Source organism: Actinomycetota bacterium, from assembly GCA_019347575.1.
In the GTDB taxonomy this organism is placed as follows: Bacteria; Actinomycetota; Nitriliruptoria; order Nitriliruptorales; family Nitriliruptoraceae; genus JAHWKY01.
Genome location: JAHWKY010000010.1, coordinates 102,965 through 127,569 on the forward strand (window position 1 = coordinate 102,965; position 24,605 = coordinate 127,569).

At 68.0% G+C, this 24,605-nt stretch carries 28 protein-coding genes; 9 read left to right on the top strand and 19 right to left on the bottom strand.

Annotation, left to right across the window (positions count from 1 at the left end; all coding sequences use genetic code 11):
• Positions 1–85: 85 nt before the first annotated feature.
• Positions 86–1,957 (top strand): phospholipid carrier-dependent glycosyltransferase, encoded by a 1,872-nt coding sequence (locus tag KY469_08645; GenBank protein ID MBW3663152.1) that lies wholly within the window; start codon positions 86–88, stop codon positions 1,955–1,957.
• A gap of 168 nt (positions 1,958–2,125) precedes the next feature.
• Complete coding sequence (locus tag KY469_08650; protein MBW3663153.1) at positions 2,126–2,326, top strand: hypothetical protein; 201 nt, start codon at positions 2,126–2,128, stop codon at positions 2,324–2,326.
• Positions 2,327–2,399: 73 nt separating this feature from the next.
• Here the strand turns inward: KY469_08650 and KY469_08655 are convergent, their stop codons facing one another.
• The gene (locus tag KY469_08655; protein ID MBW3663154.1) at positions 2,400–2,768 is read right to left on the bottom strand and encodes a nuclear transport factor 2 family protein; all 369 of its coding nucleotides are present in this window, start codon (positions 2,766–2,768) and stop codon (positions 2,400–2,402) included.
• 143 nt (positions 2,769–2,911) lie between these two features.
• Between KY469_08655 and KY469_08660 the strand changes: the two genes are divergently transcribed.
• On the top strand, positions 2,912–3,550 hold the full coding sequence (locus KY469_08660; protein ID MBW3663155.1) for a GNAT family N-acetyltransferase: 639 nt from the start codon (positions 2,912–2,914) through the stop codon (positions 3,548–3,550).
• 90 nt (positions 3,551–3,640) lie between these two features.
• On the opposite strand, the gene KY469_08665 is transcribed toward KY469_08660, so the two are convergent.
• A complete protein-coding gene (locus KY469_08665) occupies positions 3,641–4,654 on the bottom strand; it encodes a molybdopterin-dependent oxidoreductase (GenBank protein ID MBW3663156.1) in 1,014 nt (337 codons plus the stop codon).
• A 129-nt stretch (positions 4,655–4,783) separates the two neighbouring features.
• On the opposite strand from KY469_08665, the gene KY469_08670 reads away from it, so the two are divergent.
• Positions 4,784–4,951 (top strand): hypothetical protein, encoded by a 168-nt coding sequence (locus tag KY469_08670; protein ID MBW3663157.1) that lies wholly within the window; start codon positions 4,784–4,786, stop codon positions 4,949–4,951.
• Between the two features lie 11 nt (positions 4,952–4,962).
• Positions 4,963–5,493 carry a PDZ domain-containing protein gene (locus KY469_08675; GenBank protein MBW3663158.1) on the top strand — a complete coding sequence of 177 codons (531 nt, stop codon included), beginning with the start codon at positions 4,963–4,965 and terminating at the stop codon, positions 5,491–5,493.
• 51 nt (positions 5,494–5,544) lie between these two features.
• Here the strand turns inward: KY469_08675 and KY469_08680 are convergent, their stop codons facing one another.
• A complete protein-coding gene (locus KY469_08680) occupies positions 5,545–6,090 on the bottom strand; it encodes a hypothetical protein (GenBank protein MBW3663159.1) in 546 nt (181 codons plus the stop codon).
• Positions 6,091–6,273: 183 nt separating this feature from the next.
• Here KY469_08680 and KY469_08685 point away from each other — a divergent pair, with 183 nt between their 5' ends.
• Together KY469_08685 and KY469_08690 are read left to right on the top strand one after the other, a co-directional pair.
• Positions 6,274–6,669: a VOC family protein gene (locus KY469_08685; GenBank protein MBW3663160.1), complete on the top strand. Its 396-nt coding sequence runs from the start codon at positions 6,274–6,276 to the stop codon at positions 6,667–6,669.
• Between the two features lie 32 nt (positions 6,670–6,701).
• Positions 6,702–7,913 (top strand): DUF2330 domain-containing protein, encoded by a 1,212-nt coding sequence (locus tag KY469_08690; protein ID MBW3663161.1) that lies wholly within the window; start codon positions 6,702–6,704, stop codon positions 7,911–7,913.
• Between the two features lie 66 nt (positions 7,914–7,979).
• Here the strand turns inward: KY469_08690 and KY469_08695 are convergent, their stop codons facing one another.
• The 15 genes from KY469_08695 to KY469_08765 form a co-directional block, all read right to left on the bottom strand.
• Positions 7,980–8,288, bottom strand: coding sequence for a type II toxin-antitoxin system PemK/MazF family toxin (locus tag KY469_08695; GenBank protein ID MBW3663162.1), 309 nt, complete (start codon positions 8,286–8,288; stop codon positions 7,980–7,982).
• A 117-nt stretch (positions 8,289–8,405) separates the two neighbouring features.
• Positions 8,406–9,218, bottom strand: a complete 813-nt coding sequence (locus KY469_08700) for a hydroxyquinol 1,2-dioxygenase (protein MBW3663163.1) — start codon at positions 9,216–9,218, stop codon at positions 8,406–8,408.
• A gap of 9 nt (positions 9,219–9,227) precedes the next feature.
• Positions 9,228–10,199, bottom strand: coding sequence for a MoxR family ATPase (locus KY469_08705; GenBank protein MBW3663164.1), 972 nt, complete (start codon positions 10,197–10,199; stop codon positions 9,228–9,230).
• Positions 10,120–11,289 carry a branched-chain amino acid ABC transporter permease gene (locus KY469_08710; protein ID MBW3663165.1) on the bottom strand — a complete coding sequence of 390 codons (1,170 nt, stop codon included), beginning with the start codon at positions 11,287–11,289 and terminating at the stop codon, positions 10,120–10,122. Before KY469_08710 ends, KY469_08705 begins: the two co-directional genes overlap by 80 nt.
• Positions 11,202–12,074 (bottom strand): branched-chain amino acid ABC transporter permease, encoded by an 873-nt coding sequence (locus KY469_08715; protein MBW3663166.1) that lies wholly within the window; start codon positions 12,072–12,074, stop codon positions 11,202–11,204. Before KY469_08715 ends, KY469_08710 begins: the two co-directional genes overlap by 88 nt.
• The gene (locus tag KY469_08720) at positions 12,075–12,773 is read right to left on the bottom strand and encodes an ABC transporter ATP-binding protein (protein ID MBW3663167.1); all 699 of its coding nucleotides are present in this window, start codon (positions 12,771–12,773) and stop codon (positions 12,075–12,077) included.
• Positions 12,774–12,777: 4 nt separating this feature from the next.
• Positions 12,778–13,497: an ABC transporter ATP-binding protein gene (locus tag KY469_08725; GenBank protein ID MBW3663168.1), complete on the bottom strand. Its 720-nt coding sequence runs from the start codon at positions 13,495–13,497 to the stop codon at positions 12,778–12,780.
• 10 nt (positions 13,498–13,507) lie between these two features.
• Positions 13,508–14,803 (bottom strand): ABC transporter substrate-binding protein, encoded by a 1,296-nt coding sequence (locus KY469_08730; protein ID MBW3663169.1) that lies wholly within the window; start codon positions 14,801–14,803, stop codon positions 13,508–13,510.
• A gap of 77 nt (positions 14,804–14,880) precedes the next feature.
• Positions 14,881–15,978, bottom strand: a complete 1,098-nt coding sequence (locus KY469_08735; GenBank protein ID MBW3663170.1) for a maleylacetate reductase — start codon at positions 15,976–15,978, stop codon at positions 14,881–14,883.
• Entirely contained in the window at positions 15,975–16,700 is a 726-nt protein-coding gene (locus tag KY469_08740) for a CoA-transferase subunit beta (protein ID MBW3663171.1), read from the bottom strand. The genes KY469_08735 and KY469_08740 overlap by 4 nt, the downstream gene beginning before the upstream one ends.
• 68 nt (positions 16,701–16,768) lie before the next feature.
• The gene (locus KY469_08745) at positions 16,769–17,632 is read right to left on the bottom strand and encodes a CoA transferase subunit A (GenBank protein ID MBW3663172.1); all 864 of its coding nucleotides are present in this window, start codon (positions 17,630–17,632) and stop codon (positions 16,769–16,771) included.
• 3 nt (positions 17,633–17,635) lie between these two features.
• A complete protein-coding gene (locus tag KY469_08750) occupies positions 17,636–19,108 on the bottom strand; it encodes an aldehyde dehydrogenase family protein (protein MBW3663173.1) in 1,473 nt (490 codons plus the stop codon).
• 41 nt (positions 19,109–19,149) lie between these two features.
• Positions 19,150–19,614, bottom strand: coding sequence for a nuclear transport factor 2 family protein (locus tag KY469_08755; GenBank protein MBW3663174.1), 465 nt, complete (start codon positions 19,612–19,614; stop codon positions 19,150–19,152).
• A gap of 132 nt (positions 19,615–19,746) precedes the next feature.
• Entirely contained in the window at positions 19,747–20,736 is a 990-nt protein-coding gene (locus KY469_08760) for a hydroxyquinol 1,2-dioxygenase (protein MBW3663175.1), read from the bottom strand.
• A 37-nt stretch (positions 20,737–20,773) separates the two neighbouring features.
• Positions 20,774–21,280, bottom strand: a complete 507-nt coding sequence (locus KY469_08765; protein MBW3663176.1) for a hydroxyquinol 1,2-dioxygenase — start codon at positions 21,278–21,280, stop codon at positions 20,774–20,776.
• A gap of 111 nt (positions 21,281–21,391) precedes the next feature.
• On the opposite strand from KY469_08765, the gene KY469_08770 reads away from it, so the two are divergent.
• Entirely contained in the window at positions 21,392–22,180 is a 789-nt protein-coding gene (locus KY469_08770; GenBank protein ID MBW3663177.1) for an IclR family transcriptional regulator, read from the top strand.
• On the opposite strand, the gene KY469_08775 is transcribed toward KY469_08770, so the two are convergent.
• Positions 22,172–22,972, bottom strand: a complete 801-nt coding sequence (locus KY469_08775; GenBank protein MBW3663178.1) for a hypothetical protein — start codon at positions 22,970–22,972, stop codon at positions 22,172–22,174. The genes KY469_08770 and KY469_08775 overlap by 9 nt on opposite strands.
• Before the next feature lie 168 nt (positions 22,973–23,140).
• On the opposite strand from KY469_08775, the gene KY469_08780 reads away from it, so the two are divergent.
• A complete protein-coding gene (locus tag KY469_08780; protein ID MBW3663179.1) occupies positions 23,141–24,595 on the top strand; it encodes a VWA domain-containing protein in 1,455 nt (484 codons plus the stop codon).
• Positions 24,596–24,605 lie beyond the last annotated feature (10 nt).

Genomic DNA, 24,605 nt, shown 5'->3' on the forward strand with positions numbered 1-24,605 from the left:
CTCGCGGCGCTCCAACCGTCGCTGCAGCGCGCGCCGACGACCCGGTGAGGAAGGTCGGTGCGAGGCGTGGGTAGTCTCCGCCCCCGTGACCGACCGCTCGCACGCGCTCCGCCTCGCCGTCCCGTCGCTCCTCTTCCTGGCGTCGGCTGCCGTGCTGTTCCTCCAACTCGGGGAGCCATCGCGCATCATCTTCGACGAGACCTACTACGTCGATGACGCACGCGACTACCTCGACCACGGTGTCGAGGACTCGTTCGCGGTCCACCCCCCCGTCGGGAAGTGGATGATCGCCGCCGGTATCGCGCTGCTCGGAGACGACGCCTTCGGGTGGCGGGCCGCAGGTGCCCTGTCGGGTGCCGTCATCGTGCTGCTGACGTACCTGACAGGGACCCGGCTCCTCCGCCACCGGGGTGTCGCCGCGTTCGCGGCACTGCTCGTCGCGACCGACGGTCTGTTCTTCGTGCAGGCCCGCACGTCGATGCTCGACATCTTCTTGGCGCTGTTCGTGATGCTCGGCGCGTGGCTGCTGGTCGTCGACCACGACGCGAGCGGGCTCTCGGCAGCACCGCCCGGCCTCGAGACCGACCTCGAGGCCGACCTCGGCGACAGTGGCGATCCACGAAAAGAACATCCTCCCCCCCTCCCGCGACGCGGTCACCTGTTCCGATGGCTGGCAGGACTCTCGTTCGGCTTGGCGGCGGCGACCAAGTGGTCGGCCGCGCTGGCGATCGCGGCGGCGATCCTGGTGAGCCTGGGATGGGAGGTGGCGCTCCGACGCGGGTGGGGTCTGACGACGCTGGGACGCGTCGCTGGCCTCGGCATGATCGGCGTCGGCATCGGCGCGATCGTCGGCGTCATCGTTGGTGCGGTGGTCCTGGGCGGCGTCGATGTCACGATCGCCCTGCTCGGAGCGGGCGGCGGCGGGATCGTCGCGCTGCTGCTCGATGCACCACTGCGTCGCGCCATCGTCATGGTGCTGGCCTCGCTCGCGCTCGTCCCCGTGCTCGTGTACGTCGTCAGCTACATGCCCTGGATGGCCAACTACGAACACACCACCGAAGGCGGTGACGAGTGCCTCGAGGATGACGGCACGCTCCAGGAGCCCTGCGACGCCACGCTGTTCGATCGGATCGAGGGGTGGGGTCGCTACCAGGCATCGGTGTGGAGCTTCCACCGCGACCTGACCGCCGACCATCCCTACCGCGCCCCCGCGTACACCTGGCCAGTGCTCGCTCGCCCGGTCGTGTACTACTGGGAGACGTGCACCGAGGACCGTGCGCGTGGCGTCCCCAAGACCGACGAGGACGGCGAGGTGGAGGTTCCCGATCCCTGCGTCGTCGCGCAGGGGGACGCGGCGGAGATCATCGCCCTCGGCAACCCGGCGCTGTGGTGGGGTTTCATCGGGGCGGCACTCACGCTCGTGGCGGGGCTCGTGAGACGTGATCGGCGCGCCGCGTTCATCGTCACGTTCTGGGCGCTGCAGTTCGTGCCGTGGCTGTTCGTGTCACGACCGGTCTTCCTCTTCTACATGGTCCCGGTGGTCCCGTTCCTCGCACTGGGCGTGGCCTACGCCGCCGTCTGGCTCAGTGAGCCTCGGCGCTTGTTGGGCCTGTTCGCAGGCGCGCTGCTCGGAGCGGCGGCGGGCTTCGGCGTCGGCTTCGCCGTCCGTGCGATCGCGGACTCGTCGCGCGCGACCTGGTGGGTGTGGATGGGGGTGGGCTGGCTGGTCGGCGGCGCCATCGGCGCGCTCGTTGATCGCGACCTCGAGGTCCATCGGGGCGTGCCGGAGCGGGACCGGGCCTGGGTCCGGCACCGACCGGTGGGCGTGTGGTTGGCGGCCGGTGTGGCCGTCGCGGCGGTGGGGTTGTTCATCTACTTCTACCCCGTGCTGTCAGGCATCCCGATGGCCGATGACCTTGTCCGGCAGCGGTGGTGGATCCGACCCGGCTGGATCTGATACGGCGTCCCCCGGTCGGACGGACCAGGGAGTACCGGCGTTCGGACCCTGTACGGAAGGCGGGCCTCCTACGACGGTAGGAGGTGACAGCGGAGCGGGTCGCCGAGGCGGCATCGTTCCGACTCGGAGCCGATAGACCGGATCCACCTACCGGAAGGGAAACCGAACATGCGACTGCGCTCGAAGAGGTCCATCACCGCTGCGCTGCTTGCAGGCGCGCTCGCGGTCACCGGCGCCGCTTGCGACGACGACGATGACACCGTGGAGGATGTCGATGTGACCGAAGGGGTGACCACGACCGGCGGTGACGACGCCACCACGACCACGGGCACTGAGGTGCCCACGGTGGGCGAGACGCCGACCAGCTGACCTACCCAGCACGAGCGAGGGACCCCGCTCTTTCAGGAGCGGGGTCCCTCTGTTGCGCCTCCCCGCGGGCGGGTCACCCCGACCAGCGTGCCGCGTCTTCGGACGTCTCGATCCAAACTCCATGCCAGGATGCGATGCGGCCATCACGCAGCGCGACGAGCGCCAGTCCGCGTTGCGCGTACGCGCCGGAGTCGGCCTGGAAGCGCACGACCACCTCGACCGCGACCCGATCGCCGTCCCGGACGGCGACCTCGATCGACGCACGTTCCCTCCGGCCACCGTACGCGCTGAGGTGGTCGACGATCTCGTTGCTACCTCGGAGGATGGGTCGGTCCACGTTGTCGCGGAAGGTGGCGTCGTCACAGAAGGCCTCCGCGGCCTCGAACGACTCGCCTTCGAAGCCGCGCCGCACGAGTTCGAGCAGGTCGTCGAGGTCGGCCATGCCGGAGCCTACGTCGGCAGTGCGGTCCACGGCGTCGTGGCCGCGGGCGGCACCGGGCAGGGTGGGCGGCACCCCAGGGGGAGCGTCCACCGGGTCCCGTACGCTGGCTGCTCGCGACGCGACGCTCAGACGGTGATGGGCCGATGCCCGAGCTCGAGACCCACGTGGTGCTGCGCGACGGCACCCGCGCACTCGTGCGTCCGATCCACCCTGACGACAAGGATCGCCTCCGTCGTGGCATGGAACTGCTCTCGCCGCGTTCGCGCTACCTGCGCTTCCACGCGGCGATCGATCACCTGACCGAGGACCACCTGCGCTACCTCACCGAGGTCGATCGGATCGACCACGCAGCCTGGGTAGCGCTGGACGAGGACCGCCCTGACCACCCCGGGATGGGTGTCGCTCGCTACGTCCGACTCCACGATGAACCGACCGTCGCCGAGGCCGCGGTCACCGTGGTCGACGAGTACCAGGGCCGGGGACTGGGCACGGTCCTGCTCGGGTTCCTCGCACGTACCGCCACGAAGCACGGCATCGATGCGTTCCGCAACTACGTGCTCCCTGACAACGAGCCGATGCTCGAGCTTCTCCGCGAACTCGGGGCTGACGGGGCGGTCGAGGTCGATGGCGCGCTAGAGGTCGATGTCCCAGTGGTGGCCGACGCCGACGAGCTACCGGACACTCCGGCGGCCCGCGTACTGCGGAGCGTCGCCACAGGAGGGTTGCGAGTGCTGGTCAGCGCCTGGTTCCCCATCCGCGTCCCGGACAGCGGTGGTGGGTGACGAGAACGTCCATCAGCCACCCCGGCGCGACGACGGGCGTGACGGAGGACACCGCGAACGCGCTGCCACAGCGGTGATCGGTCGGGCCGACTACGTGATCGGGAAGGGCAGGTCCAGCCACCACGGGCGCTGCGAGAGCTCGATGCGCGTGACCCACTTCACCCACCAGAAGCCCCGGCGTCCCGGAGCGACGAGCCGGACCGGGGCGCCGTGCCCGGCCGAGAGCTGCTCGCCCGCCAGCCGGGTGGCGAGGAGCAGACCGGAGACGTCTCGGACCGGGAAGCGGCGGCTGTAGCCGGTCGCGGAGATCACCTGCACGGACCGTGCCGTGCCGAGGTCACCGAGGAGCCGACCGAGACGTATCCCCTCCCAGTCCTGTTCCGCGAACCAGCCACCGGTGCAGTCGAGCGTCGCCGTGATCCGGTCATCGGCGGCGGCGACCTCTCCGTAGCTCCACGTCTTCGCGGTCCCGTCCGCGGCGACCACGGCGAGTTCCCAGGCGGCGACGTCGAGGTGCTGGACGCGGTCGTCGAACCACTGCACGACCGGCATCGCGGAGGGATCATGCGAACCTCGGTCGTGCGACCCGGTGGCCCGGCGGTCGCCGCCCGCAAGCGACAGCAGGCGCCACACGCCCTCGAGCGCGAGGTACAGCAGGCCCGTGGTCCCGACGACGGCGCCCGCTCGCAGCAGGTTGCGCCGGCTGAGGTCACGTCGGCGGGGACGCGGTCCGCGCTTCACCACGTGCCAGAGCCCGAACGGCACCGCCGCGACCGCCGCCCCGACGTGGACCTGCATGTCGGTCAGCGGCCCGTAGGAGCGGACCACGCCAGCGGTCCTGAGGACACCGCTCACGACGGTGACGACGACCAACACTCCCAGCACGATCGAGGGCCAGGTGGAGGCGGCGGGGCGGCGATCGATGCCTCCCGCGGCGATCGCCGACTTCCACGGGGCGAGCACGACGACGCAGAGCCCGAGCACGCCGTGCGCGATCACGACCCACAGCACCCAGCCGGTCCCGACCGCGAACGCGGCCACCCCGGTCGCCAGCGCCCCGAGCAGAGCGAGGAGGAGCGCGAGGTTGGTCTGCCGGGTCGCCATCGCATCCAGCCTACGACCCCCGCTCCGTGGAGACCTGACCTCACCTATGAGCACAGGTCTCCACGCAGCGATCCTGACTACGGCTCGACGGTCGCCTACGTGCGGCTCCTCGAACGGGAGGACTTCCCCGTGACCGCGCGCGTGTACGCCGTCGTCGTCGAAGGCGTGCCGAAGTCCCCCGAGCTGCTCGAGCACCTCAACGAGCTCAACGCGGCGATCCGGAGCGCTCGGTTGTTCTGCTGTGCATCGCCGTCGGTGCCCCGTTCGGTATCTACCGCGAGAGCGTCGCCCTCGTGATCGTGTCGGGCGTGGCACGGACGCTGCTGCGCTACGGTACGCGACCCATCGAGCGCGCCGTCCAGACCGACGCGGCGATCAACCCCGGGAACTCCGGTGGCCCGGTGCTCGACGCGCGTGGGGCGGTCCTCGGCGTGAACGTGCAGATCGACGCCCGCGGTACCGGCATCGGGTTCGCGATCCCCGCCGACACGGTCACGTTCGTCGCCCCCCGCCTGATCGCCGACGGCGAGGTGCGACGCGCCGCCCTCGGGATCGTCGTGCAGCCGCGCACCGTCAGCCTCGAGCGGGCGGAGGTGACCCGGATGGGCGTGGCCCGGGTCAACGACCCCGGATCGCCTCTGCGCCCCGGTGACGTCATCGTCGCGGTCGACGGAGACCCGATCGATGAGCGCGCCGACCTGTACCGCATCCTGACCCACGACCGTGTCGGGCAGCGGCTCGACGTCGAGGTTCTGCGGGACGGTCTGCTCGCACACGTCACGGTCGTGCCGACCGCATGGCGACGGTCGTGCCGACCGCATGGCGCGCCTGACCCGTAACGGCGGGAGTCGCCCCGCAGGGCCGCTCCCGGTCCGTGGCGATGTGCGTGCTCAGGGGAGGTAGATCTCCGCAAGCTCGCTGATCTCACCGTCGGCGACTGTCAACTCGTACACGGCGAGGTCACCGTTGTACGCGGAGGCCGTTCCACCGAGGAACGCGCCCCAATCCGCGGCGATGGGCTGGCACGTGGTGGTGCAGTCGTACAGCGCCAGCGAGGCGTCCGCAGCACGGTCGACCTCCACCCACTTCGTCTCGGCGTTCCGGATGTACACGTCGTTGGGCATCGAGGGCTCCGACGGCTCGAGGACCCCGTCCTCGTGCGCAGCATCGGCGGCCTCCTCACCGGTCAGGACCTCGACGAGGTCGACCTCGATGCCTCCGTCGTCGATCACACGCACGTACCCGTGATGGTCGCCGTCAGCGATCGGAGCGGCGGCGTCGCCCGTCGGGTCACCCTCGTCGTCGCCACCCGCGCGGTAGACCATCCCCGCCAGGGCGAACGCGATGGCGGCGACGATCGCGACGATGGTCCAGAGCTTGCTCTCGGCCGCGGCCTTGTGGTCGGTCCTGCTGCCGGTCTCGGTTCCGGTGGTCATGCTGATGTCCTCCCTGTGGGTTGGGTTCGGACATCGGACGTCGCGACCTCCGCGGCGGTTGCCAGGGCCGTAGAGGTGCGCGCGCAGCGACCGAGCCGCAACCGATCGGCGAGCTCCGACGTCGTGGGCGCCACGTCGAGCAGCTCCGTCGTAGGGTTGGACCTCCCGACGGAAGGCGAGCGCTTGGTCCACGTCCTGCAGTCCCGCGTGCTGCTCGCGCCTCGTGACCTCGATGGCTCGATCGACTTCTACGAGGACCGGCTCGGCCTGGTGCGCTACCGCGACTGGGGCGAGCGTCCCCACCGGGGCGTTGTGTACTTCCTCGGGGGCGGCTACCTCGAACTGAACGAGGGCGGAGACTCCGTCACCCCGAAGGGTTTCCGGCTGTGGCTGCAGGTCGGCGACATCCACGCCGCCGCGGACGAGCTGCGCACGAAGGGCGTGGTCTTGGCCTCGGAGCCGAAGCTGGAACCCTGGGGGCTCATCGAGTGCACTGTCGTCGACCCCGACGGTGTCGAGCTCGTCCTGGTCGAGACCCCCGTCACCCACCCACTCAGGCGCCGAGAACCCAGCCGCTGACGCGGAGGCGCGAACACGCGGGATGCCTGATCATGCTCCACGTGGAGGGAACCATCGCGCGCGCCCCGACGTCCGACCGTCCAGGAGCGATGGGAGGCGGCGCGATGCGACGGTTCGGTGGGATGGCGGCGATGGTGGTGGCGGCGGTGCTCGCTCCAGCCGGAGCAGCGTACGCCTGCGGGTTCCTCGTGGCGGAGAACGGCGCGATCCGCCTCGAGACGTTCACGGCGGCGTCGATCCTGACCGAGGACGGCGACGCGCACTACGTGACGGCGTTCTCGTTCAGCGGCTCGCCCGACGCGTTCGGGGCCATCATCCCGCTGCCGGATGTGCCCACCGAGGTGGAGAAGGCACCCGGCTGGTTCCTCCAGCGGCTCGTGCGCGAGACCACGCCGCTGCCGGCGCCTCGCGAGGAGGCGGGCGCCGCGTTGTCGGCGTCGAGCGACGCCGAGGTCATCGCCGTCTACGAGGTCGACGCCCTCGACATCACGGTGCTGAAGGGCGGTGGCGGCGACGTCCTGTCCTGGGCCGAGGACAACGGCTTCGACCTCGGAGTGGGCGACGGCGATCCCGACGACCTCTCCGACGCCGTCGCCATGCTCGACTTCTACGCCGAGCGCTCGCCGATCTTCGCGGCCATCCGCTTCGACAACGAGCGCGCCGCGGAGCAGCAGCTCGGTGCGGGCGAAGGCATCCCGGTGCAGTTCTCGTTCACCGACCAGGACCAGGCGTGGATCCCCGTGAAGGTGCTCACCTTCGACAAGCCCGCATCCGATGTCGTCGTCGCCGACCTGTTCCTGATGACCCCGGGCACGCCGACGATCCTCGCGGGGCAGGTGCCCGGCACGGCCGTCACGTTCCAGCGCGACTACGGGGCCGACTCGCTGCTCGTCGCTGACCTGACCAGCGACGACCGCGCCGACTGGGTCCCGACGGAGTTCACGCTGACGCGCATCGACGTGCGCAGCGACGCGCGGCTGCTCGACTGGGACATCGCCGCCCGGGTCGACGAGCTCCCTGAGCAGGCGTGGGCGTTCGGGGCGGCCTTCGTCGCCGCGCAGAGCGACCAGAGCTACACCGGCAACGCCCCGTTCTCGACCGACCCGGACATCGTGCGGACCGAGCTGGGTCGTGACCGCGCACCCTGGCTGGCGATCGGGGTCGGGGCCGTCCTGGCCGTGGCCGCCGTCACGCTGCTCGTCCAACGCCGACGCACCGCCTCGGATGACCGAACGCCCCGGTAGACGCCCGGGGTATGAGCTCGGGACCGGGAGGAACCCGGCGAGGGCACGTACCCACGAGAGCGGTCGTCAGCACCCCGCCGCGGCTGCCAGGACCCCACAGGCTTCAGTGAGCCTGGCGGCCGAGAGGGTGGTCACCCGCTGCCGGAAGACTTCTCTCGGCAGCGTGTGGATGTTGTCGAAGTTGACGACGCAGTCCGTGGGAACGCCGTCCACGACAGCCGATAGGTCGAGCTCGGAGACGAGTCCCCGCCGCGTGCGGGTGAGTGCGGCGACCACCACCGATCCGATGCGGGCAGCGACAGGGTCACGGGTGACCACCAGCACGGGACGATCGCCGCCGGGCGTGGCGGCGAACCAGATGTCACCCCGCTGCATCAGCCCAGTCCGACCAGTCCTCAGCCGGGCCCCAGTCAGCGATCGCTCCGAACGATCGCTCACCTTCGTCCAGGGGTGGTGACGTCCGCCTCCGCCGGATGACCGATCCACGCGACGTTACGACCTGAGCTTCCCGGCGAGCGGGTTCAGGACGAAGTCGAAGCGTGCGGTCGCGTGCGGCTGGCCGCGACCGCCTGCCGTCATCTCGGATCGCTCGTCGGGATGCTCGAGCTTGAGGATCAGTTCATCCTTGACCGCATCGATGGTGTCGTCGTCGAGCCAGGCGTCACCGGGGAGAAAGAGCATGGTCGTCAACGCCTGGTGACCGGGTGCGTCCACCTTGATGTGGATGTGAGCCGGGCGGAAGGCATGCCGTCCCAATCGTTCGAGGAGACGGCCGACCGGTCCGTCGTTCTTCACTTCGTACGGGGCGGGTATCGGTGTCACGAACTCGTAGCATCCGTCGGCGTCGGCGCGCAGCTTCCCACGGAGATCGTGCTCGGGAAGAGCCGGGTTCTGGTGGTCGTACAGCCCGTGATGGTCGGACTGCCACACGTCGATGGTCGCGCCAGGCACAGCCCTCCCCGAGACGTTCCGCACCTCCCCCGAGAGGACGAGCAACGGGGCATCCTCGACCGAACGGCCGATCCGGTACGGCGGCTCGAGCTCCGGCGAGTCGTCGTCGTAGAACGGACCCTCGACGTTGGTGGGTGTCCCGTCCTCACCGTGGTGGTCCTTCGCGTCCACGTAGACCGACAGGTGGAGGACGTCTGAGAGCAGGACGAACTCGTCAGCTCGGCCGACCTCGGTGAGGAAGGCGAGCATCTGCATCCATTCGTCCGCTGTGACGTCGAGCTCGTCGATCAACCAGCGGACCTGTTCCACGAGTCTCGCGACCACCTGATCGAGCTTCTCGTTGGTCTCCACCATCGTCACCTCCTACGAGTCACCCATCGTCGGGAGCAGGGTTTCGACGGCGCGTTCGATGTCGACCTCGTACTTCAGAAGGACGTTGAGCGTGTCCTCCACGAGCTGTCGGTTGAGCTCATCGGCTCCCAGCTGCACCAACGTCCGCGCCCAGTCGATGGTCTCCGATATCGCTGGTTTCTTCTTCAGATCCATTGTCCGGAGCCGCGCCACGAGCTGGGTCAGTTGGTCGGCCAGATGTTCGCCGATGTCCGGCACACGGACCCGCACGATGTCTCGTTCCCGTGACGGTTGCGGGTAGCCGAGGTGCAGGAACAGGCAGCGTCGCTTGAGCGCCTCGGAGAGGTCCCTCGTGTTGTTGGAGGTCAGGAGCACGAGCGGGTAGCGGCCCGCCGTCACGGTGCCGAGCTCGGGGATCGAGACCTGGAACTCCGACAGCACCTCCAGCATGAGAGCTTCGGTCTCCGCCTCGACACGGTCGACCTCGTCGATGAGCAGTACGGCTGTGGCGGTGGAGCGGATGGAACGCAACAACGGCCGTTCCAGCAGGTAACCCTCGGCGAAGATGTCCTCTTCGACGTCGTCCCAGCTGCGGCCGGATCCCTGGTCGGCCTGGATCCGGAGGAGCTGCTTCTTGTAGTTCCACTCGTAGAGGGCCTTGGCTTCATCGAGCCCCTCGTAGCACTGGAGCCGTATGAGGTCGGCCGAGAGCAGCCGCGCCAAGGACTTCGCCAACTCCGTCTTGCCGACCCCAGCAGGGCCCTCGACCAATACCGGCTTCTCGAGCCGGTCAGCCAAGAAGATGGTTCGAGCGATCCGGGCATCGGGGAGGTAGTCGACGGACCGGAGTCCCTCTGCGACGTCCTCGGGGCTCGCGAAGCGGTGGGTCACGTGATCCTCTCGGTTAGTTCGGTTTCCGGGCCTCGGGGTCCAGCTCCTCGCCAAGCTCAGCGGGCGCCTTGCCCGTCGGGGGGATCGGCTCATCTTCGTCGAGCGGCGTGGCCAAGACCAGTCGGCGCTGTAGAGGGAACAGCTGGAGGTGCCAGCGGCTGGTGATCAGCCCCCATACGCCGTGCGGGGCGCGGAGCATCGTCACGATCGCGAGCACGCCCAGCAGGATCAGGAACCAGGTGCCGTAGTCCGCCAGCGACTCTCGGAGGACGAAGAAGATGATGGTGCCCAAGATTGGTCCCTCGACGGTTCCGATACCTCCTATGAGCACGATGAAGATCATGAAGATCATCCACTCGATACCGAAGGCTGCGGTCGGTTGCACGCGCAGGAGGTTGAGGTAGATGAGTGCTCCGGCCAGCCCGGTCCCGAAGGCCGCAACCGACCAGATCACGAACTTCACGCGGTAGGTGTTGACCCCGACGCTGTCCGCGGAGGTCTCGCTGTCTCGCAGGGCGGTCAGAGCCAGACCCAACTTCGAGCGGAGGATGACGTAGACAGCCACGATCGCACCCGCACCGATGGCGAGAGCGATCCAGAAGGTGACCGCTTCCCGCGTCGCCTTGTCGATCCCCGCGACCGCTGTCAGTGTGGTTCCGCTTCCACCGCCGAGGGCGCTGTTGTTCATGACGCCCAGCCGATAGACCTCCGCGATGACCCACGTCCCGATCGCGAAGTACCCGCCCCGCAACCGGAACGCGAGGAAGGCCGTCGGGATGGCGAGTGCCAGTGCCACGATGCCGGCCAGAAGAACCGACAGGAAGGCGTTCACGCCCCACAGGTTCCCGAACGCGATCAAGGCGTAGGCGCCGGCGCCCACGAAGGCCTGCTGACCAACCGACACCAGCCCTGCGTAGCCCGCCAGGAGGTTCCACATCTGCGCCAGGGCCAGGAGGGACAGGAACTCGACCAGGGTCCGCATGCCCGACGACGACAGCCAGAACGGAACCGTCACCAGCACCCCGAGCGTCACGACCCCCAGCGCCGAGCCCACTCGGCTCGCACGCGTGGACCGTTGGACGGTCAGGGTGGCCGTCACGTCGGCTCTCCCTTCCCGAACAGCCCGTTCGGCTTGATCCCGAGCACCGTCAGGAACACGAGGTGCCCGGCGAGGATGCTCCATCCTGGCGACAGCATGGCGCCGAGCGTGTGGGCCATGCCGAGCACGACACCTCCAGCCAAGGTCCCCCACAACGAGCCGAGCCCGCCGATGATCACGGCCTCGAAGGCGAAGATCAACCGCGCGGGACCGATCGTGGGGGTGAAGGTGGTACGGATGCCGAGGAAGACCCCGGCGAGCGCGACCGTCGCGATCGCCACCCCGAACGCGAGGCCGAAGACGTGACGGTTGTCGATGCCGACGAGTCGAGCCGCCTCAGGATCGTCGCTGGTGGCCCGGAACGCTCGCCCGAGCCGCGTCCGCGACAGGAACAACTGCAACGTGACGAGGACCGCGACGCCGACGAGGAACGTTATGAGCGGGAACCACCCGATCGCGAGTGAGTCCGTCAACCGGACGCTCGCCGTCTCGAGTCCACCGATGTCGAGCCCCCGGTTGTTGGCCGAGTACGTCTCGAGGAGCAGGTTCTGGATGATCACCGCGACACCGAAGGTCACGAGGAGCGGCGGGAGCACGTCGCCGGTGAGCGTGAAGTTCAGGACCCAGCGTTGCAGCGCGTAGCCGAGCACGAAGAAGACCGGCAGGAGAACGAGGGCGGACAGGAGCGGGTTCATGCCCGTGACGCTCACCAGGCTGAACGCCGCGAACGCCGCCAGGATCGAGAGGTCGCCGTGAGCCAGGTTCACGAGCCTCATCACCCCGAAGGCGATGGAGAGCCCCGTGGCGAACAGAGCATAGAGCCCACCGAGGAGGATCCCCTGGGCGACGGCGTTCAGCAGCTCCGTCACTCAGACGCCGAAGTACGCGGCGGTGATGTCGTCGCGAACGAGATCGGCGGGCCTCCCGTGAAGCGAGATCGCACCCTCGAGCAGGCAGTAGACGCGATCCGCAGCGGCGAGCGCCTGCCCGATGTCCTGCTCGACGAGGACGACCGTGGTGCCCTCCTCCTTGACCGCCGGCATGGCCGCGTACAGGCCCTTGACGATCACGGGGGCGAGCCCCAACGAGACCTCGTCGAGGAGGAGCAACGCCGGATTGGACATGAGCGCACGACCGATCGCCAACGCTTGCTGCTCGCCCCCGGACAGGTTCGAGGCGCCCACGCTCCGGCGGCGACCGAGGAACGGGAAGAGATCGAACACCCGATCGACGCTCCAAGGCCCCGGTCGTCTGCTGTAGGCGCCGACGAGAAGGTTCTCCTCCACGTTGAGCGACGGGAACACCCTCCTTCCCTCCGGCACGAGAGCGATCCCGCGCTCCAACCGTCGGTGCGTGGGTACGTCGACGACGGACTCGCCGTCGAACCGGACGTCGCCACGGGTCCGCTCGACGGTTCCGACGATCGTCCGGAGCAACGTGGACTTGCCAGCGCCGTTGGCCCCGATGAACGCGACCGTCTCCCCGGAGCCCACGTGCACGTCGATGCCGAACAGGGCCTGGAAGTCTCCGTAACCAGCATCGAGGCGTGATACCTCGAGCAACGCCATGTGGCTACTCCTCCAGGCCGAGGTACACGCGCTGAACCTCGCTGCTCGCCATCACCTCATGCGGATCGCCTTCCACCAGCATGCGCCCGAAGTCAATCGCGAGGATCCGGTCGACCACGGAGAGCAGTGCATGGACGACGTGCTCGATCCAGACGATCGTGGTGCCCTCCCCATGCAACGACTTGATCGTCGCGATCAGCTCTCGGACCTCGGCCTCGGTCAGTCCGCCCGCGATCTCGTCGAGGAGCAGCAGCCGAGGTCCGGTCGCGAGAGCCCGCGCCAGCTCCAGCCGTTTGCGTCGCAGCAACGGCAACGACCCGGCGACGGTGTTGGCGACGTCATCCAGGCCCGTCCGCTCCAGCGCTGACGCCACCCGCTCCTCGGTGTCGCCCGTTTCCCGGGCCCCGTACGTCCCGGCGACGAGGACGTTCTCGAACACCGTCATGCCGGCGAAGGGCCGCGGGATCTGGAACGTACGTGCCATCCCGAGATGGGTCCGGCTGCGGGCAGGGATCCGGGTGACATCACGCCCCGCGAACGTCACCCGGCCCCCGTCCACGGTCACGCTGCCGGCGATGAGGCCGAGCGTCGTGGTCTTGCCGGCCCCGTTGGGCCCCACGACGCCCAGCGCCTCGCCCTCGTCGACGTGGAAGGTCAGTTCGTCAACAACGGCATCGGCCCCGTACACCTTGGTCAGGCGTTCGGCCCTCAACAGCGTGTCCATACCGGTGCGTTCAGCTGCCGGGCAGCGGTTCGAGCTCACCACCCGTCGGGATGTCCGGCGCCGTCTCGTTGCTGACGATCACGAGTTCGTACCTGTGTTCCTCGCCCGCCTTCCACTGGCCTCCCACCAACGGGGTCTTGGCCACGTTCGCCGGCCCCTGGCTGAAGTCGATCGGCCCCACCACCGTGTCGAGCTGCGTCGCGGCGATCGCATCCCGGATGGCCGCGGGGTCGTCGATGTCCCCGCTCCGCTGGAGCGCATCGACGGCGACCTCGAACAGGGCGTGCACGAAGCCGATCGGTTGGGTCCACTGCTGGCCCGTCGCTTCCTCGAACGCGTCCGCGAGCTCCTGAGCGGACTGTCCGGTCAGTGAGGAGCTGAAAGGATGGTTCGGTGACCACCACACCTCAGTCGACATACCTTCGCCGAGCTCGCCGAGGGCTTCGACTGCGGACGGGAACAGCAACGCCTTGCCCACCGAGGCGATCTTCGGTCGGAAGTCCTGCTGGGCCGCTTGCGTCCAGAAGGTGGTGAAGTCGGGCGGGATCGGCACACCCGTCACGATCTCCGCGTTGGCGTTCTTGTAAGCCGAGATCTGCGACGAGAAGTCGTCCGTACCGTTCTCGTAGCGTCCGGGGTCGACGATCTCATAGCCCTGCTCCTGCAGGGCCGACGGGAAGCCGACCTCCGGGTCACCCCAGGCGTTGCCGTCGGCGTCGTTGGGCCACAGCGCCCCGACCACCTGGTTGGTTTCGATCTGGGACCACATGTTCGTGAAGACGGCGATGATGTCCTCGAGCCCCCAGAAGAAGTGGTAGGTCCACTCGAAGCCGGTCTCGGGGTCGCCGCCTCGTCCCAGTAGCCACGGCTGCCAAGGGGCGACGGTCGAGATGCACGGCATCGAGTTGACTTCGCACTGGTCGGAGACGGGGTTGGTCGTCTCCGGGGTCGATGCGACGAGCACTAGGTCGACCTCGTCCGAGAGGATGAGGTCAGCCGCGACCTCCGCCGCCCGGTTCGGGTCGGACTGGCTGTCCCGAACGAGGATCTCGACGGGATGGTTGGCGCCCCCGATGTCGATCCCCTCGCCGAGGTGCTGGTTGATCGCATCGACAACGAAGCTGTCGGCCTCGCCGAAGGCGGCTAACGCCCCCGTCTGGGGCGAGACGTAGCCGATCTTGATGGTCCGGCCGTCGCTCCCGCCCGCTTCCGTGTCGCCGGTCGTGGGGGTGTCGGTGCCATCCCCGTCACCTTCCGACCCGCCGGTGTCGTCGCTGCCGCACGCGGCGAGCGTGAGGGCCAGCATCGCCAGCATGGCCACGAGCCGGATAAGCCGGGTGCGATCTCCGTCCCCGCTCCCTCTCTGTGCGCTTCGCATGTGTCTCACTCCCTGTCCCCCGTTGTATCCAGAGATCGTCGCGTACCGACGGCGGAGCCGTGGTAGGCGTCACCCAGTAGGTCCGCCATCTCCGCGCGGTTCATCGGGATCCCCACGGACTGGGTCACGACGGCTGCCCGCTCGGCCGCCGGATCCAACTCGGCCTCTGCCATGCCCACCTCCCGAAGCGTGGTCGGGGCGCCGACGGCGTCCTGCAGTTCGAAGAGTCCTGCCACGGCGTCCTCGGCTCCGAGCCCGTCGGCGATCTTGGGGAGCGCGTCCGGGATCCGGTCCGCGATGGCCGCGATCACGTACGGCAGGAGGGCGGCATGGGTCGGTGAGTGGGGGAGGTCGTAGGCGCCGCCGAGGACGTGGCAGATCTTGTGGTGGATCGACGTTCCGGCCACGGCCAGGGTGGTCCCGGCGAGGTACGCCCCGTACAGACACTTGGATCGTGCGTCGAGGTCGGCGCCGTCGAGCACCACCCGCGGCAGCCCGCTGGCGAGAGCTCGGATGGACTCCACGGCCACGAGGCTCGTGATCGGGTTGGCCCCCGGGGCGTAGAGAGCCTCGACCGCGTGTGCCAAGGCGTTCAGCCCGCTCGTGGCGCTGAGCTCCCGCGGGAGCGTCACCGTCAACTCGGGGTCGTACACAACCGTGGCCGGCAGGACTCGGATGTCCCGCCCGGTCGTCTTCTTCCCGCTCTCGGTCATGCCCCAGATGGGGGTGACCTCGCTGCCCGCGTAGGTGGTCGCGACCGCGAGGATGCGGACGTTCAGTTCCAGCGCGACGGCTTTCGCGAAGCCGGTGCATGAGCCTCCGCCGATCGTGAGAAGGACGTCCGCATCGGTCTCCCGAACGCGGGCTCGAGCGGTCTCGGCGACCTCGACAGGAACGTGCTGGCGGATCTCGTCGAAGGTCCCGACGTACGAGTCGCCAAGTCCCTCCATGATGGGATCCGCGAGGTGCTTCTCGGTGGGTTCGTGGACCAGAAGCACTCGCGAGCCCAACCTCCTCGCTTCGTCGGCGGCCTCCGAGACTCGTCCGGCACCGAAGACGATCCGGCCAGGCAGCGCGTCGTAGGTGAAGTCGGTGGCGGTCATCGCGCAGCCTTCAGTTCGCGCAGCAGGTCGAGTTCCGCCCGGGACGGCGGATCGGTTCGAGACAGCCGGTCCGCGATCCGAAGTGGCCAACCCGTCGCTTGCGTCACCTGATCGACCTCGACGCCGGGGTGCAGCTTCGTCAGCGTCAGCTCGCTCGACTGGAGATCCGGCTCCATGATCCCGAGGTCCGTGATGACCACCGTGGGGCCGCGGCCCGGTAGCCCGCGACGCCTTCGGGCGTCACCGCCGTCGAGGTGGCCGCTGGTCGTCACGAAGTCGAGTTCCGCAACCAAGGTTCGGGTGCTGTGCGGGATCACCGTCACGACCTCTCCGGCAGAGGTAGCGATGGCGGGGGCGCCTCCGGCCCCGGGTAGACGGACGTCAGGGCGGGCGTATTCGCCGATGACGGTGGTGTTGAGGTTCCCGAAGCGGTCCAGCTGAGCTGCGCCGAGGAAGCCGACGTCGATCCACCCGCCTTGCAGCCAGTAGTTGAAGATCTCGGGGACCGACACGACGACGTCAGCGGTGACCGCCAGCTCGCCGTCCCCGATCGACAGCGGCAGGACCTCGGGTTTGGATCCGATCGTCCCGGACTCGTAGACGAGCACCAGGTTCGGTGCATGGCTGCGCCGCGCGAGGTTGGCTGCCGTGCTGGGGAGGCCGATACCGACGAAGACTCGCTCGCCGTCGCGGAGCCACCGGGCGGCGGCCACGGTCATCATCTCGTCGGCGGTGTACTCGTGTGGGCCGGGCGCGGCCGGCGCCTCGGTACGCGACAGCTCAGCACTCGTCACGATGGACTCCCATCGAGCGAGGAAGCCGGACTTCGGATCAGACTCCTGCGGTAGTCGGCCCAGTCCTCGGTGCCCATGACGTGTCGCTCGATCCACGACGCGAACCGCTCACGGTCCTGCGAGACGTCCTCCCATCCCCGGTAGAAGTCGTTGTCACGTTCGCTGTAGTCGTGGGCGTAGGAGGGATGGGTCCCGCCTGGGACGACCGCTATCGCATCGATGGTCCAGGTCGGGAGGACGACGCCGTTGGTGCGCGGCCAGAACTGGTCCACGATCTCCTCGACCGTGACGATGACGCGTTCGGCCGCGAGCACGGCTTCCCGTTGAACACCGCTGATGCCCCACAGCATCACGTTGCCGGCACGATCGGCCTGCTGCGCATGGATGATCGTCACGTCCGGGTTCATCGCACGAACGGCGACGAGTACCTCGCCCGTGAAAGGACACACCACCTCGGTGAGGTGATCGCTCGGGTGGATGGGGTGCTCGCGAAGGGCGGCGTAGGGCATCCGCGACGCGCCGGCGATGAACGCGTTGGTGAGCTGGGCGTGGCTGTACTCCTCGAGCTGCAGCGGTTGCGGCCATCCGTTCTCTACCGCATCCCGGAACCGGCGTAGCGACCCCACCCCAGGGTTCCCTCCCCAGGAGAACGCCACGGCGCGCGCGCAGCCGGCGCCGATGAGCTGGTCGTAGACGATGTCGGGGGTGAGACGGACCAGGCGGAGACGACGCCGTGACTGGCGGATGATCTCGTGACCGGCGGCGACGGGGATCAGGTGCGTGAAGCCCTCCAGCGCCACCGTGTCGCCGTCGCGGACGAGTTCGGCGACGGCCGCGCGGAGGGTCACGACCTCGGCCACGGCTCAGCTCTCGGGGCCGGCGAACCAGCGCGGCAGCTCCGCGCCCACGTTCACCCAGACCGACTTGGCTTCGGTGTACTCGTGCATCGCCTCGAAACCCATCTCGCGCCCGTATCCAGAACGCTTCATCCCGCCGAAGGGCGAGCCGGGGTTGACGCGCTTGTAGCTGTTGATCCACACCATCCCCGTTAACAGCGCGTCGGCCACACGATGGGCCCGCGAGAGGTCACGCGTCCACAGCCCTCCACCGAGGCCGTACTCGACATCGTTGGCGACCTCGAGCACCTCCTCTTCGTCCTTGAACGGGGTGATCGTCACGAACGGTCCGAAGACCTCTTCACGGCACACCCGGCTGGCAGGATCCGCGCGGACCACGGTCGGCTCGACGTAGCACCCCTTCGCGAGAGAGTCGTCGTCTGGCGTACGGCCACCGGTGAGGATCTCGCCGCCCTCGTCCTCAGCGACCTTCACGTACGCCAGGACCCGGTCCCGATGATCGGGTGACGTGAGCGGACCCATCTCGGTCGTCGGGTCCAAAGGGTTGCCCAGCCTGATCGACTCCGTCAGTTCGATGAACCTCCTCGTGAACTCGTCAGCCACCGACTCCTGAACGAGCAGCCGCGAGCCTGCGATGCACGCCTGGCCCTGGTTGTGGTAGATCGCGAAGGCGGAGCCGTCGAGGGCGGCTTCGAGATCGGCGTCCTCGAACACGATGTTCGCGCCCTTCCCCCCCAGTTCGAGATGGACGCGCTTGAGGTTGCCGGCCGAGGCTTCGACGATCTGATGACCTACAGCCGTGGACCCGGTGAACGAGATCTTGTCGACGTCGGGATGCTCGGCGATACGCGCGCCGGCGGTGTGGCCGTAGCCAGGGACGATGTTCGCCACTCCGGGGGGAAAGCCGACGTCCTCTATGAGTTCGGCCACGCGCAGGCTCGACAGGGGCGTGAGCTCGGCTGGCTTCATCACGACGGTGTTTCCGGCGGCCAGTGCGGGCGCCAGCTTCCAGCTGACGAACATGAGTGGGAAGTTCCAGGGCACGATCTGTCCCACGACCCCGACCGGCACACGGTTGACGTAGTTGAGGAACCCCCGCTCGACCGGCACCACGCTGCCCTGGTACTTGTCCGCGATACCCCCGAAGTAACGGAACGTCGCCGCCGTGCGTGGGGCGTCGAGTCGTCGTGCATCGCGGATGGGATGGCCCGCGTCGAGTGCCTCCAACTCCGCCAACTCGTCGACGTGATCCTCGATGGCGTCGGCGAGTCTCAGTAGGAGCCGGCCACGCTCCATGGCCGGAGTGGCCGACCACTCCGGGAAGGCATCCCGAGCCGCGACGACAGCGCGGTCGACGTCCTCGGCGCGAGCCTCGGCGACGTGTGCGATGGTGGATAGGTCATGGGGGTTGAGGACCTCGATCGTCCCGCCCGCGATCGCATCGACGAAGTCACCGCCGATGTACAGCTTGGTCGGGATGTTCAAGGGACCTCCGTTCGGTCTCGGGTGAGCGTCGTCGGTCAGCCGAGGGGCTGTGAGGCATCCCGACCGCCTTCGCCGAGCCACGGGTAACGGTCGGTGTCCTCACCGGCGTAATCGGGGTCCAGGTAGATGAAGCAGCGCTGGATGCGGAAGTCGCGCACCTCGAAGACGTCACACCACCGCCCGGCATGGGTGACACCCGCCCGCCAGGACCCGTCTCGGTGCTGGCCGTAGCTGGTGCCTTCGCATGCGAACGTGTCGGTGCCGGACATGACCCAGTTGAAGGTGGCGTAGTCGTGCGTGATCCCCTCGAGCGTGCCCCCGACGTCCCCGAACAGCTTTCCGATCTCGTCCTTGCCCGTCGCGAGTCCCCACTTCGGGAAGTAGACCTGGGCGTCCTCGGCGAAGAGGTCGAGGATGCTGCCTCCGTCGGATGTCACGCCGCCGTTGTCGAACGCCTTGAGGTACTCGAGCGCTACCGACTTCCGCTGCTCATCAGTCATGGTCTGCTGTGCGATCGCCACGGCTTGTCCTCCTGTGCACTTGGGCGTGCAGTTACGTTCCGGTCATGTGCTTCCGCCCGCGACCGGCCGGTTCGGGACGGCTCTGTCCCGGACCCTTCACATCCTCCGGGGTCAGATGTCGACCGGATAGGTGCGCATCTCACCCTTGGCGATCAGTCCGGGCAGGTCCTCCGATGCGTTCTCCCACACGAGGAGCATGGCACGCTTGGGCGCGTAGCCCTGGTGTCGGATGTCCGCCGGCATGGCCGCGACATCACCGGGTCGCATGACAACCTTGGCGCGGACTCCTCCGCTGTCGCGGTCCTCGACCTCCCAGTGGATCTCGTCCGACAGCTGCACGAACCACTCGACGCGGTCGTTCCCGTGGATGATGGGGAGGATGTACTCCTCCGTCGTGGGGCAGAAGAGGCTGTTCTCGCATGCCGACACCACCGACGGGTTCCACGTCACATCAGAGCGGGAGAGGTACGCGAACAGGTTGAAGGCGTTCAACTCCTCCTCGAACCCCTCCTCCGCTTCGATCGTCGGCTCGTCCTGGGGTACGTCCGCGAAGGCACGGTTGACCGGGAAGCCCTTCTCGTCGGACCGCAGCTCCTCGTCGCCGGGGCAGCTCACCATCCGCTTCGCGGCCACCCGGTGCCGGTTGATGGCATCGCGGTTGTCGCCGTTCTTCGGACCGAAGGCAGTCCCGGTCTCGTCCGGGGCCGCGAAGGGGTCGAAGGTCTCGTTCGTCCAAGCGTCCAGCATGCGCTGGAAGGTTGCCTTGATGTCCGGCGTCTCGAAGTTCTCGACGTGATCCAGCTCCGCCTTGCGGTAGGAGTCGTTGTAGCGCCCAGCGAACAGGTCGACGGTCCCGTAATGGTTCACGGTCCCGATGACTCCGTCGAAGTTGACGATCCCGTAGAAGAACTCCCAAGCAACGTCGCGCTGGAGCGCACGGAGGAACGCATCTGCGGACATGATGTGGTGACCCGTCGGCCATTCGATGTACACGAAGTACTCGTCACGGGAGAAGGTGAACTCGCCCAACTCGAACGACGGGTAACCGAACTGGTTGGGATCGCCGGACCGGACCTCAGGTGGGCTCTCAACAACGGTCATGGGCACTCCTCTCGGATCTGATCGGACTACGGGGACGTCACAGCTCGGTGGCCACGATCTCACGCCACTTGTAGACCGTGCCGTCGCCCTCGATGGTCTGCATGATCAGTGCTGCGACGTCGTCACAGTGGAAGCGGTAGGCGGCGCCGGCCGGGAGCAGGGCTTGGTGGCCGCGCCCCACGATGATGCGTCCCATCCGGGGGCCAGCGGGGTCAGCGCCGAGCTCGAGCGATCCCTTCTTGTCCTTGGGCGGAACCTGTCCCTCACCCGCCTTGTGGAGCTCGATGGTCACCTGTCCGTCCATGCAGAGAACGAACTCGTCGTGGGAGGCGACCCGCCACTCGGAGGTGCCTTCGGCTCGGATAGCCTCGAGAACGTACTCCCGGTTGCGTGCAACAGCGACCTTCTCGTAGGGTGCCGAGTTGTTGGCGACCTCGAACACGTTCGAGAACGCGTAGTGCTTGGCCTCATCGTTGATGATGTCGAGACGGCCCTTCTCGTAATCCTTGAGCGATCCGAACTTGGTCTGGTAACTGGTTGCCATCGACGACTCTCCTCCCCGACGGCGCGGTCCCTCGACCCGCCCCACGGCTTCCTGTACGCTATGTGAACAATAGTTCTATATGCGTACCCAACCTACGGAGGTGCTCTCAGCGTGTCAAGAGACGAGCTCGGACCTGACTTCGTCCAGTCCCTCGCCCGTGGGCTGGAGGTCATCCAGGCCTTCTCGCGTGATCGGCCGTCGCAGACCCTCAGCGAGGTAGCCGAGCACACCGCGCTCAGTCGTGCCACGGCTCGCCGGCTGTTGCTCACGCTCGAGCACCTCGGCTTCGTGGAGTCCTGTGAGCGGCGGTTCCAGCTCACCCCCCGCGTCTTGGACCTCGGCTACACCTACCTCTCATCGCTGGGCATCGGGGACGTCGCGCATCCCCACATGGAGCGGCTGGCCGAACAGCTCCACGAGTCCACGTCGGCGTCCGTCCTCGACGGCCACGAGATCGTCTACGTCGTGCGGATCCCCACCCACCGGATCATGACGATCTCTCTCGATCTGGGAACTCGCCTCCCTGCTTTCTGCACGTCGATGGGCCGGGTCCTGCTCGCCTCCCTACCGCCGGACCAGCTCGACGGCCACCTCGAGGCGATGGACCTGCACCCCCATACCAAGCGCACGGTCACCGACGTCGGGCAGCTCCGGGCCATACTCGACGAAACCCGCGAACGAGGATGGGCGCTGGTGGACCAGGAGCTCGAGGACGGCGTGCGATCCGTTGCGACCCCGCTCCGGGACGGCGGGGGCCGGGTCGTTGCTGCACTGAACGTCTCCGGCCACGCAGGACGCGTCACGCTGGGGCACATGCGGGACCGCTTCCTGCCTCCCCTTCTCGAGACAGCGCGAACGATCAACCAGGAACTGGCCCGTCGGTGGACGGGGTCACGCTGACCTCGGTGGGCCGCCCCAACCGGCCGGAGGGTCAGGATCCTTCGAGCGCGGGGCTCCTGGGGCAAGCAGGTCGCGGCTTCCGATCACCATGGCGTTCAGCTGGGCGATCGCATCGTGGATGTCCCGGGCGTCGGGCAGCACGCACCGCAGATCGGTTACCCCCAGGTGGGCCAGTTCGATCACCCGTTCCTGACAGTCCTCCAGGCGCCCGATGATGCCGACCGGAGACGCCGCTGCTGCGACGGAGAAGTGGCGATCGTTCTCCGCACGCGCCAGAGCTTCGGCATGCGTACGACCGATCGACACGGGGGCTTCCAGGGCGATCCCGAGGGACGCTGTCGGTCGCCCCCCGTCCGTGCAGGCCCGGTGGACCTGACGGACGGCGACGGCGACGTCGGGGATGGCCGTCACCGGAAGCACGACGTCGTCGGCGTAGCGGACTGCCTCCGCCACATGCTCTGACCCCGTCGCAACGACGGAGAGCCGCGGACGACGTTCATGCTGCCACGCCGTCAGCAGGACTCTGAGGAAGGGGCCGAGAGACGGCGGGGACGACTGCGACCTGCCGAGCGCCGCTGTCGCGAGTCCGATCTCGACGTTGTGGTGGCCGGCTGCCGCGCGGCCGATGTTCGCGACCTCCTCCACGCCGTGTGTCGAGACGTCCACGGTGAAGCCGATCTGGGCGCGCTGCAACTTCGACGCCAGCACCTTGACGGTCGGTGTCAGGTCGCCCGAGGGCGAACCCTCCTCCCGCACCCAAACGGCGTTCATCCCCGCCCGATCGCTCAACATGCTCAACTGCTCGAGTCGGCCAGGCGGCAGGCGGGTGGTCAGTACGACAGAGAGGCGGACGAGTCGTCCGGTCGGTGGTTCCGTGGGCGAGAAGGAGACCAATCGCTACGTTCGCTATGCGGATAGTTGTCCGTATTGCGAACGAATCTAGCCGGGAGGTTCCACCCCATGCAAGCGCCCGCTGACCCCGTACCTCGGACGGTGACCGCAACGGTCGTGGAGTTCACCAACCGGCTGCGCCAGGCCGGAGTGGGAACGTCGCTCGCCGAGGCCATAGACGCCATCCGCGCCCTCCATGAGCTCGAGTTGCTCGATCGTCAACACATCCGGGGGGCGCTTGGCGCCACGATGGTGAAGAACGCGGCCCACAGGGCGACTTTCGATCGCATCTTCGATCTCCACTTCGCTCCCGGACCCGAGGTCCGGGCTACCGCCGATCCGGAGGCGACGCGGTCGTCATCGAGCGTGGACGACGATCACGGCGGGGAGCGTTCGGGCGACGAGCGGCGACCGGACGCCTCGTCCCAGGACCTGCCATCGGACACACTCATGCGCGCCCTGCTCGACGCGTTGAAGGCGGGGGATGTCGACGCTCTCCGAGAACTGGCCGGGGACGCGGTCGCGGCTTTCGGGGGCATCGATGGCGAACGGTCAGCATCGGAGCGGTACTACCTCTACCGAGTCCTCCGGAAGGTGGAGCTGTCGAACCTGCTCCAAGCGGCGATCCGCGCCGGACTCGAGGATCCCGGATCGCTCGAGGGTCGGCTCGAACAACAGGAGCTGTCCGAACGCGTTGAGTCGCTTCGGAAGATGATCGCTCAGGAGATCCGGCGCCAGATGACCGCCGTCGCGGGGCGCATCGACGCCGCGGAGAAGCTGGGGCCTGATCTCCTCGAGGAGGCAGCCATCGCGGCGATGTCCCCACGCCAACTGGAAGAGCTGCGGGATGCCGTCCGTCCCCTCGCACGGAAGCTGGCGGCGCGCGTAGCCGCGAAGCACCGGCGTCACTCACGCGGACGCTTGGACGTCCGCCGCACCATGCGACGGTCTCTGTCGACGGGGGGGGTACCGCTGGATCCCGCCTTCAAACGTCCGAAGGTCTCGAAACCGGAGTTGGCCTTGCTCTGCGACATCTCCGGCTCGATGGCCGAGTTCGCCAGCTTCACCATGTCCTTCCTGCACGCGATGAGCGAAGAACTGGTTCGACTGCGCTCCTTCGCCTTCGTCGACGCCGTCGACGAGGTCACCGACCTGTTCGAACCCGGCGAGCCGACACTCCACACCCGCAACGTCCTGGCTGCTGCCGACGTCATCCATGGTGACGGCCACAGCGACTACGGGCAGGTTCTCGACCAGTTCTGGGAGGAGTACGAGGGGTATCTGTCGAGCAAGAGCACGCTCATCATCACCGGCGATGCTCGAACCAACTACCGCGATGCCGGCGTGGAGCGACTGCGCCAGCTCCAGCGCCGTGTTCGCAAGATCTACTGGCTGAACCCTGAGCCCCGTCCGGAGTGGGACACCAAGGACTCGGTCATGGGCGAGTACGCCCGTGTCTGCGACGGAGTCTTCGAGGTGCGCAACCTGCGGCAGTTGGAGAACGCCGTCTACGAGATCGTTTGACCTCAGGAGC